The sequence below is a fragment of the Rhodococcus sp. BL-253-APC-6A1W genome (assembly GCF_012843405.1).
Lineage (GTDB): Bacteria > Actinomycetota > Actinomycetes > Mycobacteriales > Mycobacteriaceae > Rhodococcus.
Genome location: NZ_JABAFB010000009.1, coordinates 64,502 through 80,422 on the forward strand (window position 1 = coordinate 64,502; position 15,921 = coordinate 80,422).

Annotated in this window: 14 protein-coding genes; 7 read left to right on the plus strand and 7 right to left on the minus strand. The window is 65.8% G+C overall.

Annotation, left to right across the window (positions count from 1 at the left end):
• Positions 1-10 precede the first annotated feature (10 nt).
• From HF877_RS15285 to HF877_RS15315, 7 genes are all read right to left on the minus strand, one after another.
• The gene (locus tag HF877_RS15285; RefSeq protein WP_169622041.1) at positions 11-946 is read right to left on the minus strand and encodes an alpha/beta hydrolase; all 936 of its coding nucleotides are present in this window, start codon (positions 944-946) and stop codon (positions 11-13) included.
• Positions 946-2,646, minus strand: coding sequence for an OB-fold domain-containing protein (locus HF877_RS15290; protein WP_169622190.1), 1,701 nt, complete (start codon positions 2,644-2,646; stop codon positions 946-948). Before HF877_RS15290 ends, HF877_RS15285 begins: the two co-directional genes overlap by 1 nt.
• Positions 2,647-2,675: 29 nt before the next feature.
• Entirely contained in the window at positions 2,676-4,022 is a 1,347-nt protein-coding gene (locus HF877_RS15295) for a cytochrome P450 (RefSeq protein WP_169622042.1), read from the minus strand.
• A 49-nt stretch (positions 4,023-4,071) separates the two neighbouring features.
• Positions 4,072-4,263, minus strand: coding sequence for a ferredoxin (locus HF877_RS15300; protein ID WP_169622043.1), 192 nt, complete (start codon positions 4,261-4,263; stop codon positions 4,072-4,074).
• Positions 4,264-4,348: 85 nt separating this feature from the next.
• Entirely contained in the window at positions 4,349-5,209 is an 861-nt protein-coding gene (locus HF877_RS15305; protein ID WP_169622044.1) for a mycofactocin-coupled SDR family oxidoreductase, read from the minus strand.
• A gap of 82 nt (positions 5,210-5,291) precedes the next feature.
• Positions 5,292-5,996, minus strand: coding sequence for a 3-oxoacyl-ACP reductase FabG (gene fabG / locus HF877_RS15310; RefSeq protein WP_169622191.1), 705 nt, complete (start codon positions 5,994-5,996; stop codon positions 5,292-5,294).
• Positions 5,993-6,802: a TauD/TfdA family dioxygenase gene (locus HF877_RS15315; protein ID WP_169622045.1), complete on the minus strand. Its 810-nt coding sequence runs from the start codon at positions 6,800-6,802 to the stop codon at positions 5,993-5,995. Before HF877_RS15315 ends, fabG begins: the two co-directional genes overlap by 4 nt.
• A 217-nt stretch (positions 6,803-7,019) precedes the next feature.
• On the opposite strand from HF877_RS15315, the gene HF877_RS15320 reads away from it, so the two are divergent.
• From HF877_RS15320 to HF877_RS15350, 7 genes are all read left to right on the plus strand, one after another.
• A complete protein-coding gene (locus tag HF877_RS15320) occupies positions 7,020-8,516 on the plus strand; it encodes an aldehyde dehydrogenase family protein (protein ID WP_169622046.1) in 1,497 nt (498 codons plus the stop codon).
• Complete coding sequence (locus tag HF877_RS15325) at positions 8,513-9,718, plus strand: CoA transferase (RefSeq protein WP_169622047.1); 1,206 nt, start codon at positions 8,513-8,515, stop codon at positions 9,716-9,718. The genes HF877_RS15320 and HF877_RS15325 overlap by 4 nt, the downstream gene beginning before the upstream one ends.
• A 16-nt stretch (positions 9,719-9,734) precedes the next feature.
• Positions 9,735-10,928 (plus strand): OB-fold domain-containing protein, encoded by a 1,194-nt coding sequence (locus tag HF877_RS15330; RefSeq protein WP_169622048.1) that lies wholly within the window; start codon positions 9,735-9,737, stop codon positions 10,926-10,928.
• Positions 10,925-12,085, plus strand: coding sequence for a thiolase family protein (locus tag HF877_RS15335; RefSeq protein ID WP_169622049.1), 1,161 nt, complete (start codon positions 10,925-10,927; stop codon positions 12,083-12,085). The genes HF877_RS15330 and HF877_RS15335 overlap by 4 nt, the downstream gene beginning before the upstream one ends.
• Before the next feature lie 279 nt (positions 12,086-12,364).
• Positions 12,365-13,318, plus strand: a complete 954-nt coding sequence (locus tag HF877_RS15340) for an ABC transporter permease (protein ID WP_169622050.1) — start codon at positions 12,365-12,367, stop codon at positions 13,316-13,318.
• Positions 13,315-14,217 carry an ABC transporter permease gene (locus tag HF877_RS15345; protein ID WP_169622051.1) on the plus strand — a complete coding sequence of 301 codons (903 nt, stop codon included), beginning with the start codon at positions 13,315-13,317 and terminating at the stop codon, positions 14,215-14,217. Before HF877_RS15340 ends, HF877_RS15345 begins: the two co-directional genes overlap by 4 nt.
• Before the next feature lie 51 nt (positions 14,218-14,268).
• Positions 14,269-15,852, plus strand: a complete 1,584-nt coding sequence (locus HF877_RS15350) for an ABC transporter substrate-binding protein (RefSeq protein ID WP_169622052.1) — start codon at positions 14,269-14,271, stop codon at positions 15,850-15,852.
• Positions 15,853-15,921: the final 69 nt, after the last annotated feature.

Sequence of the window (15,921 nt, forward strand, 5' to 3'; positions counted from 1 at the left end):
TTCGTGGTGGTCATGACCTGAAATCCGCCGGCCGGGTGCGGCCCTCGATGCACTCCTCGAGGAACGAGATCACGCGACGGTGGTAGGCGGGCGCGGCGTAACCGATGCTCAGGTTGTGCCCACCCGACGGCTCTACCTGCACCTGCACGCGGGGTGCCTCCGTGAACATCGCCGCAACGTCGTCGAGAGCGGACGGGTCGTTGCGCCAGACCTTTTCGTACTCGGCCGCGGTGAAGTGCACCGGTACCCGGACCTCTGCGGCGAGTGCAGGGAAGTTCTCCTGGGGCCAGGACGCCGTCACGACGCCCTCGTACGCCGGGGTGGACGACGCGATCTTCGCGCCGCCGATGATGTCGGCCGGGTAGAGATCGGCCGGGGTCCAGAGCAGTTCGCCGACGCCGCGGGCGTTCGCGTACCGATCCTTGGTGCCGAAGATGTCGGCCGCGAGCGCGTGATGCTCGCGTCCGGTGCCCGACAGTTCGAGGCCGAGGATGTCGCCGTTGCGATCGTCGACTGCCATCCGCATCGTCAACTCGCTGCCGACGGAATGTCCCCAGAGGAACACACCGGCACCGCGCGATCCCGAGCCGAGGAAAGCGTCGATCGCCGCAAACGCAAGCTCCACCCGGCGAGCGGGTTCGGACATGCCCTCGTGATGCGGGCGGGAAGACCCGTAACCCGGACGGTCGAGCGCCAGCACGGTGAATCCCTGCGCCACCGCCTCTCTCATCAGCGACAGTTCCGGATGGTCGGGGCAATCCCAGTACACGGACCGGGCGGCACCACCGTGCAGCGCGACGATCACGGCACGGGGTGCATCCGCCTCGATCAGGAGGCCGGACATCGGGATGCCCTCGACATCGACGACGCGAGAGACGGGTGAGACGCCTCCCGCGCCGTCGACGCGGGCCTCCTCGATCGGTGAGGTGCGGGGGTGAGCGGCCATCACGACTCGCTCCGGAGCAGCATCGCGCTGCCCGGGGTGAGCCCGCCGCTGCTGACGACGGCGACACGCGCATCGCGAACCTGGCGGTCGCCCGCTTCGCCGCGCAACTGTGTGACCGCTTCGTGGACGAGGCCCATGCCGTGGGTGCGGCCGTGCGAGAGCTGGCCGCCGTGCGTGTTGAGCGGGAGGATGCCGTCGCGCGCGATGTTCTTTCCTCCGTCGAGGAAGTCCTTCGCTTCGCCGATCCCGCAGAAGCCCAGTGCTTCGATCCAGGACAGGGCGTTGAAGCTGAAGCCGTCGTACAACTGGGCGACGTCGACGTCCTCCGGACGGAGCGAGGTGCGTGTCCACAGGTGCGCTGCGGGCCCGAGGACCTGCGGTTCGTGCGTGAGGGTGCTCTGGTCCCACTCGATGCGCTCGACGATTTGGGTCCCGACCGCTTCGACGCGGATGGCGGGACGGGCGAGATCGCGTGTCGTTTCGGCCGCGGAGACGATGACCGCGACGGCACCGTCGCACGGGACGTCGCAGTCGTAGAGCCCGAACGGCGTGGTGACCGGGCGTGCGGACAGGTAGTCGTCCATGGCCATCGGGTCGCGGTAGATCGCGGTCGGGTTGAGTGCTGCGTTCGCCCGCTGGTTCAACGCGATCCAGCCGAGGGTCTCGCGCGTCGTCCCGTAGCGATGGAAATGCCGCTGGGCGTTCTGGGCGAGTGTGTGTGCCGCGGAGCTGGCACCGAAGGGCATCATCCAGCTCGTGGTGCGTCCACCGGACGGGGTGATGTCGCCCGAGCGCATCATTTGGCTGTAGGTCGACTCCCACAGTGTCCGGTAGCAGAGCACGTGGCGTGCGAGCCCACTCGCCACGGCGAGCATCGCGGCGATCACCGAGCCGCTGGGACCGGGGGTTTCGAGCCCACCGTTGAACCAGGTGGGGCGCAGGCCGAGCGCGGACTCGAGCGCGCCGATGCCGCCTTCGCCGAACCCGACCAGGGGGCCGGCACCCGGGTAGGTCGACAGGCCGTCGATGTCGTCCATCGTCAGGCCGGCGTCGGCCACGGCGCGCTCACAGGCCTCGATGGTGAGGGCGATCGGATTGACCATCATGCGGCGTCCGATGTCGGACATGCCGACGCCGCTGATGGCGACTTTGTCCTCGAACTTGTCCTGAGTGACAGGGGGACGGATGTGGAACCGGATCTGGTCCGGTTCGATCTCGTCCGTCGGCAGGGGAGCAGGGGGACCCTGCTCCGCTACCGGGCGGAAGAACGGAAGCCAGACGTCGCCGTCGGCTTCGAACACGACTTCCATGCGCATGCCGAGCTCGAGTTGCTCGGCATCGCATTCCACCGTGTTGGTCGTGAGCCGCACCCGGGGGTCTTCCTCGAGTGCGACCTGCGCGATGACGAACGGCGTAGGGAGCCCGGGCAGACCGAAGCGGTGGTTGACCGTGAATCCGATGAGGGTGGCGTAACCCGAGACGACGCGCACCCCCATCTGTTTCCCCCGGCAGTAGCGGCAGATCGGCTGAGGAGGATGGATGAGAGCCGAGCACGACTCGCATTCCTGTATCCGCAGCAGGCCGTCCGCGCCTGATTTCCAGAAGAACTTGTTTTCCAGGGTCAGCTGGGGGAGGGGACGTCCGGAGGCTTTCGCCGGCGTGTCCTGTGTCCCTGCGTTCCCTGATTCCTGATCGACCACCGCTGTGTCAGCCACTTACCCGAGCATCCTTACTTCTTTGCCGTGATGGGTGCTGCGAGTTCCTGTTCATCGATCAGGACCTGCAACTTTTCCAGGGTCGCGTCGAGGCCGGGGCCGATCCGCTTGCCCGGCGTGAACGTTGCGGGCAGATGCCGCATGCCCTGGATGACTCCGATCGAGTCGTAGTGAACCGTGTTCTCCGCATCGCATGTGTAATCCGGCATGCGATCGAACACGGCGATCAACATCCGCTTGAACACCGTCCGTGCCAGGTTCGACCCGATGCAGCGGTGCACACCCAGTCCGAAACTGAAGTGCCGGTTGCCCTTACGCTCGATGTCCACCGAGTTGGGCTCGTCGAACAGGGCCGGATCGCGGTTGGCCATCGCCCACGACAGCCAGACACGTTCGCCTTCCTTGACCTGCGCGCCGCTGAACTCGCAGTCCGCAGAGAAGGTGCGTCCGTCACCGGGCGTCGGAGAGAAGTAGCGCAGGAACTCCTCGGTGGCGCTGTCGAGCAGGGCGTCGCGTTCGTCGCTGAGACGCGTGCGCTCGGTGGGGTTCTCCCCGAGCCATTCGAGTGCGTGCGCGGTCAGCGCGGTGGTGGTGTCGAAGCCGCCGCCGATGAGCAGGCTGAGGATGCCCAGCAACTCCATGTCGTCGGGCTTCTCGCCGAGCACCTCGACGTCGGCGATCGCGTTGATCAGGCCCGGGCGAGGCTTCTCCCGGATCTCGAACAGGTTGGTGAGCAGGTCGATACCCATGTTGCGGTGAAGCTCACCGATGCGTGCGATGTCGGGGGAATCCGGCGGGGTGTAGATGGCCGCGTGGACCGGCTCGCAGTAGACCTCCCACTTCTTGATCGGGATGCCGAGCATCGCCAGCGTGATGACGGCCGGCACGACGTTCGCGAGGTCGTCGACGAAATCGATTCGGCCGCTCTCGATCTTCTCGTCGAGGGCGGCCTGCACGACCTCGTCGATGATCGGGATCCACTTCTGGATCGCAGCAGGGGAGAGATACGGGTTGAGGAGTGCCCGGAATTCGCGGTGCTCCGGGTCGTCCATTTCGAGAATTCCGCCGCGCACGCCGGAGGCGCGCTCGGCGGTCGGGATCATGATGCCCTTGTACCCGCGACGAACGCCCTTGATGTCGTGGTCGTTCGAGACATTGGGTGAACGGACGATGTTGAACACCTCGTCGCTACCCGCGGCGACCCAGTGGCCTCCGTGGGTGTCCGACCATGCCATGGGGCACTTCGACTGCATTTCCTCCGTGATCGGCAGGAAGTTCTCGCGGTAGTCGGCGGCGTGCCGGTCGAAATTGAAGACCGGGGTCCGGTGGGAATTGTCGGCAACGACGTCGTCGACACTCATGGTTTCCTCTCTGACGCTTCGATGGACGGACTGTTCGAAACGTTGATGGTCAGGAGATCTGGATGGCCTGCTCGGGGCACGACCGCGCGGCTTCCCGCACGTTCTCCTCGAGGTGGGCGGGCACTTCCTCGACGACGGCTGTGGCGTGACCGTCGATTTCGCTCAGTTCGAATACCTCCGGTGCCGCCATGGCGCACAGGGTGTGCCCTTGGCAGCGCTCGGGATCGACCTTCACCTTCACGATATTTCCTCCCGGTTGCGGCTGAAATTGGTTGGCGCCCGGATATTCCCACGACGACCGGGGAAAGTCCCGCGCACTGTGACGGTCAGATGTGGAAGTCGTACCACTTCAGGTACCCGCCACCGTCGACGCGCATCTGCATGCCCGTGACGTAGCGCGACTCGTCGGACGCGAGGAAGAGCACCATGTTGCTGGAGTCCTCGGGCTCGATGTACGGAATCGGCATGGCCTGCTGGACACCGAACACAGGCTCGGCGTCCGCGCGGGTCGGGTGCTCGAGGTCCGGGCGGAACGACCGGTACATGGGCTCGCTCTGCAGCATCTCGGTGTTGCAGTTCGTGGGATGCAGCGCGTTGACGCGGATCTTGCGGGGTGCCAGATGGGTCGCCAGTTCGTGAACCAGTTGGGCGATGGCACGCTTGGAGAAGACGTAGGCGACGCCGCCGAGGTCCTTGCCCGGTACGTCGACCTTGGACACGTCCATCAGGGCGGCAGTGGAACCGGTGGCGATGACCGAGCCGCCCTCGGCGAGATGCGGAAGCGCGGCGTGGATCGCGTTGAGCGTGCCGACCAGGTTGGTGTCGACGACATCGGCCCACGCCTGGGTCTGCGGCTCGCCCTTCATACCGGCGACACCGGCCTGCGCGACGACGATGTCGACCTTGCCGAACTCGGCCAGCCCCTGCTCCAGGGCGGCTTTCACCTGCGCGGCCTCACGCACGTCGGCCTGGACGGCGACGATGCGCCGGCCTTCCTTCTCGACGAGCCGGACGGTCTCTTCGAGATCTTCCGGGGTCGCCATGGCGTACCCCATCGAATCGATGTTCCGGCAGATGTCGACAGCGATGATGTCGGCGCCTTCGGATGCGAGTTTGACTGCGTGACTACGGCCTTGACCACGAGCTGCGCCGGTGATAAACGCGACCTTGCCTTCAACACGTCCCACGGGAGAATCCTTTCGGAGGGGTATCGGCCGGGAGGATTCCGGCCGAGCGGAACCGGCACCTCGAGGGGCCGGAGTGGGTGTTCTAGGTGTTGCGTCCGCCGTTGACCCCGAGGATCTGCCCGGTGATGTAGCCGGCCTCTTCCGAGATCAGGAAGGAACATGCGGCGGCGATGTCCTCGGGGCGTCCTGCCCGCCGGACCGGTGTGCGCTGGATGTGGTCTTCGATGGTTCCGCCGAGCAGCCCCTTCTCCTCGGAGCGGCGCAGCATCGGAGTGTCCACGAAGCCCGGCGGTACGGCATTGACGGTGATGCCGCTGGGCCCGTATTCGAGCGCGAGGGATTTCGTGAGGCCGTTGACCGCTGCCTTGGACGAGACGTAGGCGGACATGAACTGCTGGCCCGACTGCGCGCTCGACGACGAGATGTTGACGATGCGTCCCCATCCGGCCTCGATCATGTCGGGCAACGCGGCCTGGACGCAGTGGAACACGCCTCCGAGATTCACCGCGACGACCTTCTGCCAGGTGTCGTAGTCGATGTTCTGAAAGCGCTTGTACAGCTCGAGTCCCGCGCCGTTGACGAGGATCGTGACGGGTCCGAGTTCCGCGCGGATCTCGGCGAACGCGGCCTCGACCTGCTCACGGTCGGACACGTCGACCTTGTACTCGAACTCGTCCCCGGTGGGGTTGAGATCGAGTACGGCGACCCGATGGCCGTCCTTGCGCAAGCGTTCGGCGATGGCGCGCCCGATTCCGGAACTGCCTCCGGTGACGACGGCTGTCCTCATGCCCATGCCTCGTCCCCGACGATGGTGGTGCGGCGCATCAGGCGCTCGGACGACGGATCGTAGGGAAGGGCGCGGTGCAGCATTCCGGTGTTGTCCCACACCACGAGGTCACCGACGGCCCATTCGTGCGAATAGCAGAAGCGTTCCTGCGTCGTCCACGCGAGCAGTTCGTCGAGGAGTTCGCGGCTTTCTTCGGGGCGCATCCCGACGATGTGATCGGCGGTGGCTCCGATGACCAGCGACCGCCGGCCGTCGCGACGTTCCCACACGAGTGAGGACTCGTGGGGTTTCAGTGCGCGCCACCGGGCGACCATCTCTTCCGGCGGGTCCGGATGGACGAGACGCTGAGCGGCTTCGAAGCTGTGCACGACGCGCAACCCCTCGTAGCGCTTCTTCTCCTGCTCGGGGAGATTCTCGTAGGCCGCGTACGTGCTGGCGAATTCGGTGCCACCGCCGACCATCGCCACGTGCCGGGCCGTGAGGGTGGTGGCTTTGGCGGGCACCTCGTTGGTGGTGTCGTCGATGTGCCAGTGGAACGTGCCCTTGAGGTACTCGGCCGACGGAGTCTTGGCCGGGTCCAGCGAGACGGTGAAGATCTCCTGTCCCGGTGCCGGTGTCACGACCTTGCCGAGCTTGCGGCTGAAGGCCAGCTGGGCGTCGTCGTCGAGGTTCAGCCCCCGGACCAGCAGGACGCCCCTCCACTTGAGTGCTTCGAGCAGCTGCGCAACGACGGTGTCGTCGTCGAGGCTGTCCAAGCCGGTCACTTCTACGCCCAACGACGGACTGAGGGCTGTAGTCTGAATCACAAGAATCTCCCTTCCGGATGCGAGAACCATACTCTCGCGCAATTGCAGGTCGCAAGACCCGGACGAACGCCGCCACGACGGCGAATCCGAGTTGGGGCTCGTGGCGCAAATCACTTTCGGTCTATCTTCGCGGCTGGCCGGTTGCTAGAGTTCTCCCTAACAGAGTGAATAATTCTCATTGAAGAGAATGATGTTTTCATCCATGTGAGGAGACGGAATGTCAGTGCAGGACAACGGGTCGACCGCTGTGGCCGACGGCGCAACCTCGAACGGTGTGACGAAGCGCCTGCTCATCGACGGCGAGCTGGTCACCACCGATCGCACGTTCGCGTCCTACAACCCTGCGACCGGCGACATCGTCGGCCACGCTCCCGACGCCGGGGTGGAGGAAGCGGAAGCCGCGATCAAGGCGGCACGTCGTGCGTTCGACACGACCACGTGGTCGACCGACGTCGAATTCCGCGCCAAGTGCCTCGACCAGCTCTACCAAGCCCTGCGCGACAACGTCGAGGAGCTGCGCGAGCTGACCATCGCGGAGGTGGGTGCGCCGCGCATCCTGACCCACGGCAACCAGCTCGATGCCCCGATCGAGATCGTCAAGTACTACGCCGAACTCCTCCGGAACACACCGTTCACGGAAGAACTCGGTGAGGTCGAGTTCCGCGGACAGCCCCACCGTCGCTGGGTCGAGAAGGAAGCCGCCGGCGTCGTCGCGGCGATCGTCGCCTACAACTACCCGACACAGCTGGCGATGGCGAAGCTGCCGGCCGCGCTCGCCGCAGGCTGCACGGTGGTGCTCAAGGGCGCACCGGACACCCCGCTCGTCACGCAGGCACTCGCCGAGGTCATCGCCAACCACACCGACATCCCCGCGGGCGTGGTGAACATCCTGTCGTCGTCGCAGATCGCTCCCGGCGAACTGATGACCACCCACCCGGACGTCGACGTGGTCACCTTCACCGGCTCGACGCCGGTCGGCAAGAAGATCATGGCGGCGGCAGCCGACTCCCTCAAGCGGGTCTTCCTCGAACTCGGCGGCAAATCGGCACTCATCGTGCTCGACGACGCGGACGTCGCCACCGCCGCCCAGTTCGCGGCCTTCAGCATCTGCTCGCACGCGGGCCAGGGCTGTGCCCTCACCACTCGCCTGCTCGTGCCGCGGTCGAAGCACGACGAGATCGTCGCGCACGTCGCCGGTGTCATGCAGCACGTGCCGTTCGGTGATCCGTCGGACCCGAAGATCTACATGGGCCCGGTCATCAGCGAGAAGCAGCGCGAAAAGATCGACGCCATGGTCAAGCGCGCCGTCGACGAGGGCGCGACCCTCGTCACCGGCGGCGAGAAGGTGGATCCGGGCTGGTTCTACAAGCCGACCCTGCTCGCAAACGTGGACCCCGACAGCGAGATCGCGCAGGAAGAGGTCTTCGGACCGGTCCTGGCCGTCATCCCGTTCGACGACGACGACCACGCCGTCGAGATCGCCAACAACTCCAAGTACGGGCTCTCGGGTGGCGTGCTCAGCGCGGACGACGAGCGAGGCATCGCCATCGGGCGTCGCATCCGGACCGGCACCTTCAGTGTCAACGGCGGCAACTACTTCAGCCCCGACGTCCCGTTCGGCGGTTACAAGCAGTCCGGTATCGGTCGCGAGATGGGCGCCGCGGGCCTGGCCGAGTTCCAGCAGCTGAAGGCATTCTCGGTGGTGGTCAAGTGAGGCCGCTCGAAGGAGTGCGTGTCGTCGAGGTCGCGATGTACGGCTTCGTCCCCTCGGCGGGCGCGGTGCTCGCCGAATGGGGCGCCGACGTCATCAAGATCGAGCATGCGGTCACCGGCGACCCGCAGCGCGGCCTCCGTCAGACCGGCACCATGCGCGTCGAGGGCGACCCGAACCCGAACGTCGAGCACGCCAATCGAGGCAAGCGCAGTCTCGGACTGGACATCTCGATTCCCGAAGGCCGCGAAGTGCTGCTCGACCTCGTACGCGGCGCCGACGTCTTCCTCACGAGTTTCCTGCCGAGGGTACGTACCAAGCTGAGCATCGATGTCGACGACATCCGTGCGGTGAACCCGAAGATCGTCTACGCGCGCGGCAGCGCACTCGGGCCTCGCGGTATCGAATCCGACAAGGGTGGCTACGACATGACGGCCTTCTGGGCCCGCGCCGGTGTCGCCGCGACCCTCACCCCGGCCGGAACGGAAGGGATGATCGCTCCTCCCGGACCCGCGTTCGGCGACACCATCTCCGGCACCAACCTCGCCGGTGGGATCGCCGCAGCGCTGTTCAAGCGTGAACGAACGGGTGAGCCGTCCGTGGTCGACGTCTCGCTCCTGAGCAGCGGCGTGTGGGCCATGGGCCACACGATCGCGCTGTCGGCGCACCTCGGCGTGCACATGGAGGCGCCGAAGGCCGGCGGGCACGGATCGCCGCGTAACCCGTTGTCCGGTGTGTACGGGACGGCCGACGGCCGGTACGTGTCGTTCGTGATGCTCCAGCCCGGTCGCTTCTGGGCCGACGTGTGCCGGCACATCGACCGGCCGGACCTGATCGACGATCCGCGCTTCGCGAATGCGGAGGCGATCGGTGAGAACACCGCCGAGGCGGTCGCGATCCTCCGTGAGGTCATCGGCAGCAAGCCGCTCAGCGAATGGACTCAGCGTTTCGGCACCCTGTCGGGGCCGTGGGCGCCGATCCAGGACTCGCTCCAGGTGGTGAGCGACCCCCAGGTCCGGGCGAACGAGTACCTCATCAAGGCAGGGGAACTCGAACTCGTATCCAATCCCGTGCAGTTCGACGTCGCCGCTCCCGAAAGTGGCCCGGCGCCCGAGTTCGCTGCCCAGACCGAGGAGATTCTCCTCGAACTCGGGCTGGACTGGGAACGCATCATCGAACTCAAGACCGCGGGCGCAGTCACCTAGTTCGCAAGGAGGGATCATGCCCTACATCGCTTCGATCGGAACGTATCTGCCCTGCTGGGGATCGTCGGACAGCAGGGTCGCCGGTGACGACGAGGATGCCGTCACCCTCGCCGTCGAGGCCGGTCGTGCCGCACTCGAAGCGGGCGGATCCGCCGAGTACGTGGTCGTCGTGAGCCGGGACCTGCCGCTGATGGAGAGCAGCAATGCGGCGGTCCTGCTCGCGGGGCTCGGACTCGACCCCGAGCTCGAGGTGACCGAGCGTCTCGGTGGCGCACCGGCCGCACTCGACGCTCTGGGATCGGCTCGCCCCCGCACGCTCGTGATCGGCGTCGATATCGAACCTGCCGGGGCCGCAGCGGTACTGACGTCCGATCGCGGTCTGCAGGTTCGCACGGCTGCACGGGTCTCGCGCAGCCTGCCGGTGCGGACACGGAGTGCGTCCGGCGACATCCACGACTACGGCGATCCGCGGCTGCTCGCGAAGCGCGGCTACCTCGCCTCGCTGTCGACGGCGTGGGTGGAGTCCCCCGCGATCGTGGCCGGGGTGACGTCGTCGGAAACCGGCCGTCTCGCGGCGACGCGGAGGCTGGACCTGCCCACCACAGGGGCGAGTTCGGGTCTGTTCGCCCTCGCGGCCATGGCCGAAGCCGGCATCACCGGGCCACTGGTCGGCGTGGAGCAGGCAAGCCTGTCGGGGCTGACGGTCGCCGACGGGGCGGTACAGGTGAACCGGCGGGAACGGCCGCCTCGGCCGAGACCGGCCTCCATCAGTACCGCCGAAGGGGAGATTCCGATCTCCCTGGCCGCGTACGAACGAGCATTCGAGGCGAAAGTCCGCTGGGAGGCAGGTCGTTTCGCGGACAGTGAGACTCTCGACTTTCCGCCCCGCTACCGCGTCGACGCCGACGGAACGCTGAACACCGGGTATCTACTCGTCGATCTTCCCCGGACCGGGACGGTGTACACCGAGGTCACCGTGCACATCCCGGTTCCGGGCCTGAGTACGCCCTATTCGCTGGTCGTCGTCGAACTCGACGACGTCGGAGTCCGCGCGCTGGTGCGGGTTACCGGAGCCGAAGCCGGCACGGCCGACATCGGTGACCGCGGCAGGCTGGTGTTGCGCCGGGTCGCTGTGCGGTCGGGCGTCCCGGATTACGGCTATGCGTTCGAGCCCGACGATGTCGGTACGGATGCGGAGGAGGCGGCATGAGAAACGTCGCAATCGTCGGCGCAGGAATGACCCCGTTCGCCGAGCACTTTGCGCTGGGTATGCGGGATCTGCTCCCGATGGCGTACTCCGAATGCGCCGCGAGCGTCGACAAGGGGATCGACAAGTCCGACCTGCAGGCCGCGTGGTTCGGCTCGATGGGCACCACGGACGGATTTCCGTCCGGCATCCTGGCGGACACGCTCGGGTTGCCGGAACTGCCGGTCACGCGCGTCGAGAATTCCTGTGCCACCGGGCACGACACGATCCGCAACGCGATGTTCGGGATCGCCTCGGGGGCGTACGACATCGCCCTCGTCATGGGTGCCGACAAGATCCGGGAGACGGCGTCGAAGGGCATGTTGTGGGAATGGGAGGCGATGACCCGGGACATGGCGTGGGACTACCCCCTCGGTCTCGCCCAAGCGGGCTTCGCACTCCACGTCCGGCGCTACCTGTACGAGTCCCCTGCCACCCGTGAGCACATGGCGATGGTGGCGGTGAAGAACCATCGCAACGGAATGACCAATCCGAAGGCCTGCCGGCGATTCGAACTGACGGTGGAAGAAGTGCTCGCCGCGGACACCACGGTCACGCCGTTCGGGGTCTACGACTGCGCGCCTCAGAGCGACGGTGCCGCCGCGCTCATCCTCGTCGCGGACGACGTGGTCGATCGCTTCACGGACCGTCCTGTGTGGATCCGCGGTACCGGACTCGGCCTCGACTCCGTGATGCACCAGCACAAAGGGGATCTCACCACGCTGCCGGCGACTCGGCGTGCCGCGAAGCAGGCGTTCGCCGCGGCCGGGCTCGGTCCGGCGGACGTGGACGTCGCGGAGGTCCACGACTACTTCACCGGCATCGAACTCATCAGTTACGAGGATCTCGGTTTCGCGGAGAAATTCGAAGCGTTCAAGTTGCTGGAGTCCGGGGCCACCGATATCGGCGGTTCCCTTCCCGTGAACCCCAGTGGGGGTCTCAATACGAAGGGTCACCCACCCGGCGCGTCGGGGGTGGCGCAGTGTGTCGAACTCTTCGAGCAACTACGGGGACAGGCCGTCAATCAGGTCGATGGAGCGCGAATCGGACTTGCGCACAATGTCGGAGGTCCGACAGCGGTTGCCGCCGTGACGATTCTGGAGGGGCCCGCAACTCGATAATCTCTGCCACCCGGACAGCCCGCGCCCACGCCACGTGGGTGTGGGCTGTTCGACGTTGCACGACTGTCTCGCTTCGACGTGTGTCGGCCGAATATGTTGCAGCACTGCAAGATTGCCGTTCTGTATTCTTTGCACACCATTCACCTTTCTAGTGAATCCGTATTGCCGTGCTCACAAACTAGACTTAATGTGTGGGTCATCACATGGAGTGCTCGGGTGGGTCTTGTTCTGTGTCGCCGCGTCCCACGGCTCCGGCAGCACGATGAAAGTTGAGTGTGGATGATTCTCACGATTTCGAAGAAAGTGGGCCGCAGCCTGCTGGTCGTCCTTCTGGTGACGATCGCGGTTGTCGCACTGCTCGGTCTTGCTCCGGGATCTGTCGCACAGGTCATCCTGGGCGAGAATGCAACACCCGAGGCTGTCGCCGCGATGGACGCCAAGCTCGGCCTCGACCAGCCGTTCTGGGCGCAGTACACGGGATGGCTCGCCGATGCGGTGCGCGGTGATCTCGGAACATCGCCGCTGACAGGGCAATCGGTCAGCGAGGCCATCGGTGAGCGACTTCCGGTGACGCTGCAACTCGCCGCTATGGGCTTGATCATCGCTCTCCTCGTCGCGCTCGTCATGGGCGTGGTTTCGGCGTCGCGCCCGGGTAGCAAGGTGGACCGCGGGATGAACGCGCTGTCGGCGGTCTTCCTGTCGGTGCCGGCCTTCATCGCCGGCCCGGTACTGATCTACTTCCTCGCGATTCAGCTCAACATCTTCCCGGTGATGGGATGGTCCCGGATCGAGGAAGGACTCGGTGAGAACCTGCGTGGCGCTCTGCTGCCGGCGCTGGCGATCGCGCTCACGGAGATCGCGGCATTCCACCGTCTGCTCCGCACCGATCTCATCGGCACGCTGCGTGAGGATTTCGTCGCCGCGGCCCGGGCCAAGGGAATGCCGTCCTGGTACGTGATGTTCCGGCACGCGCTGCGCCCCTCGTCCTTCTCGCTGATCACCGTCGCGGGCATCAACCTCGGCCGCCTCATCGGAGGCACGGTCATCGTCGAAACATTGTTCGGGCTCCCGGGTCTGGGGCAACTCGTTGCGTCGTCCATCACGTCGCGTGACGTGATCATGGTCCAGGGCATCGTGGTGTTCATCGCGGTCGTCTACGTGGGAATCAACACCCTTGTCGATCTCAGCTACCAAGTGATCGACCCGCGGGTCAGGAAGGTGGTCGGAGCATGACCCAGGTCGCGTTGGAGAAGAAGGACGACGGGCGCCCCGTCGACGAGGTAGCCACGAAACTTCCGGATGTACCCGCGGTCAAGAAGACCCGGTCGATTCTGGTGTACCTGTCGATCGCGTGGCTGGTGATCATCATCGGTGCGGCGGTCTTCGCCGGACTCCTGCCCCTCGCTCCGTACAACATCCCGATCGGTCCGCCCCGCACGCCACCCGGCTTCGGTTCGCTGGACACGCTCCTCGGAACCGACACGCTCGGACGGTCCCTGCTCTCGCGTGTCGTCTACGGCGCCCAGGTGTCGCTCGTGATCGGTGCCGTCGCCGGCACCGTCGGCTTCGTCGTCGGCTCGCTGTTCGGGATGATCGCGGGATACTTCGGCAAGCGTGTCGACGCCGTGATCTCGCTCGTCGCCGACGCCATGCTCGCGTTTCCGCCGCTCATCCTGCTTCTCGCCCTGGCGTCGATCCTGACTCCGAGCGTCCAGACGATGCTCTTCGGGCTCGGCTTGCTGGCGATTCCGTCGTTCATCCGGTTGTCCCGGGCCAACACCCTGGCGTGGTCCTCACGCGAATTCGTCAGAGCGGCAAAGAACATGGGTGCGGGGAACGGGCGCATTCTCTTTCGAGAGATCATGCCGAACGTTCTCGCCCCGCTGGCGTCGTACATGCCGATCGTGATCGCTGCCCTGATCGTCGCCGAGGGTTCTCTGAGCTTCCTCGGGCTGGGCATTCCACCACCCCAGCCCAGTTGGGGCGGCATGATCAACGACGGCAAGGACGCCATCGCGACGTCCCCGCACCTCGTCTTCGTGCCTGCCCTCGTCATCTTCTTCACGGTGTTCGCTCTCAATCAGGTAGGCGACCACCTCCGCACCAAGTACGACCGGACGCTGCACGACTGAGTTGGCCTCGAACCGGTTGTATTCGAACATTTTCCACATGAGAGGTCGAGAATGATACGACACAGACGTCTGGTGGCCGCGTTCGCGGCCGCATGCTCTGCCGCACTGGTGCTGGGGGCATGTGGGAGCGGCGATTCCGCTTCCGCTTCCAACGCCGCCCAGAGCACCGTGGACGCGGGCGACCCCGTAGCCGGTGGTACCGGTCGCATCCTGCAGATGGGTGAACCACGCTCGCTCGACCCCGCGGCGCTGTCCAACACCTGGGCCCACCAGCCCACTCTCGGCAATGCCCTCTACGGCACATTGATGGTCACGGCCAACGACACGCTCGAACTCGAGTACAAGATGGCGACCGACTTCTCGACTGCCGACGGCGGAAAGACCTTCACGCTGGCGTTGCGGCCCGACCTCGCGTTCAGCGACGGTAGCCCGCTCGACGCCGCGGCCGTGAAGTTCAATTGGGACCGGCTCAAGGACCCCGCACTGGGATCCACAACGATCCGGCAGGCTGTGCAGATCGAATCGACCGAGGTGGTCGACCCGACGACGATGCGTGTGACGATGGTCGAGCCGAACCCCCAGTTCGGCCAGGCGCTCGTTGCCGGCGCACTCAACTGGATCGCATCCCCGGCCGCACTCGAGAAGGGTGCTGCGGCATTCGACGAGAATCCCGTCGGAGCCGGACCTTTCACGCTCGTGAGCTGGACGCGTCAGGACTCGATCGAGCTCGAGAAGAACGCCGGGTACTGGGACGCGCCGAAGCCCTATCTCGACAAGCTTGTGATTCGCACCGTGGCCGACGCCAACCAGCGTTCCAACGCGATGACCACCGGTGGGGCCGACCTCACCACGGAGACGAGCTGGACCAATATCAACAAGGCCGAGGCCGCCGGCCTGCAGTACCTGGTCGCGTCGACCGGTGGTGGCCAGTTCGCCGGTATGAATCAACGCCGCGCACCGTTCGACGACGCCCGGGCACGACGTGCCGTGTCGCTCGCTGTCGATCTCGACGCCGTGAACACCGTGGTCTACAACGGTGAGGGCGAAGTGCCGAAGACCTTGTTCCCCGAGGATTCCCCGTACTACGCCGATATCCCCTTGAGCACGACGGATGCCGCCGAGGCACAGCGTCTCTTCGATGAGCTCGCCGCGGAGGGCAAGCCGGTGTCGTTCACCTTCCTGTCCTACCCGACAAGCGAGAGTCGCGTGCTGGGTGAGGCAATCCAGGCTCAGCTCAGTGCATTCCAGAATGTGGAGATGAAGGTCGAGGTGGCCGATTTCCCCGCGGTGACAGCACGTGCGGGTGCCCGCGACTTCGACATGCTCGTCTCGTCCACGATCACCCAGGATCCGGATTACGCGCTGACCATGGCGTTCGACTCGCAGTCGAGCGGCAACTTCATGGGCGTGAACAATCCGGAACTCGACGCCGCGCTCGAGCGGGGCCGGTTCGGCCAGACCGCCGAGGAGCGCAAAGCGGCGTACGACGAGGCACAGCAGATCATCGCCGACACCGTGGTGGGTCTCTGGTACGTCCGGGCGTTGCCGTCGGTGACCTTCGGCAAGAACCTGCACGGCGCACAGATTTACACACTCGGGTCTCCTCTTCCCGAAGAGTTCTGGATCAGTAACTAGCCGACACGAGGAAAGGGCCGGCTCGCCGTGAATGCTCAGCCGCTTCTCGAAGTGAGAAATCTACGTGCC